Below are 486 nucleotides of genomic sequence, written 5' to 3'. Positions count from 1 at the left end.
GGATCTGCTGCTCGATCTGGGTGCTGCAGGCGAGCAGGCGCAGCCAGATCTTGACGTCGAGGTGGTCGCCGGCCTGGGCGCGGGCCTCCAGGCCGATATGCTCTTCGCCCAGGGCCTGGACGAGGCGGAAACTCTGCTGGCGGGTGGTCGCGGCGGGGTTCGCCTTTTTCGCCCGCGCGCTCACATGACCTCCCCGCCGCTCACCGACACGGACTGCCCGTTCACGGACCGCGCCGCCTCGGTGCACAGCCAGGCCACCGCATCGGCGACCTCGTCGGGCGCCACCAGGCGGCCCTGCGGATTGGCGCGCACGAAGCCCTCGCGCGCCGCCTCGGCGCTGCGGCCGGTCTTGGCGACGATGCGGTCGATGCTCTCGCGCACGATGTCGGTATCGGTGTAGCCCGGGCACACGGCATTCACCGTGACGCCCTTCGCCGCCAGTTCGAGCGCCAGCGCGCGCGTGAGGCCGATCACGCCGTGCTTGGC

The 486-nt window shown here is 72.0% G+C and carries 2 protein-coding genes; both read right to left on the bottom strand.

Going from position 1 to position 486, the window contains the following annotated elements; genetic code table 11:
• A partial coding sequence (locus FJV41_RS57305; RefSeq protein WP_220138003.1) for a hypothetical protein occupies nt 1-184 on the bottom strand: 184 nt, incomplete at its 3' end.
• Nucleotides 181-486, bottom strand: a 306-nt coding sequence (locus FJV41_RS57300; protein ID WP_141649604.1) for an SDR family oxidoreductase, incomplete at its 5' end; no start/stop codon positions are given. The genes FJV41_RS57300 and FJV41_RS57305, both read right to left, overlap by 4 nt.

It is taken from the genome of Myxococcus llanfairpwllgwyngyllgogerychwyrndrobwllllantysiliogogogochensis, assembly GCF_006636215.1.
In the GTDB taxonomy this organism is placed as follows: Bacteria; Myxococcota; Myxococcia; order Myxococcales; family Myxococcaceae; genus Myxococcus; species Myxococcus llanfairpwllgwyngyllgogerychwyrndrobwllllantysiliogogogochensis.
This window is presented reverse-complemented; position numbering and strand designations above follow the sequence as displayed.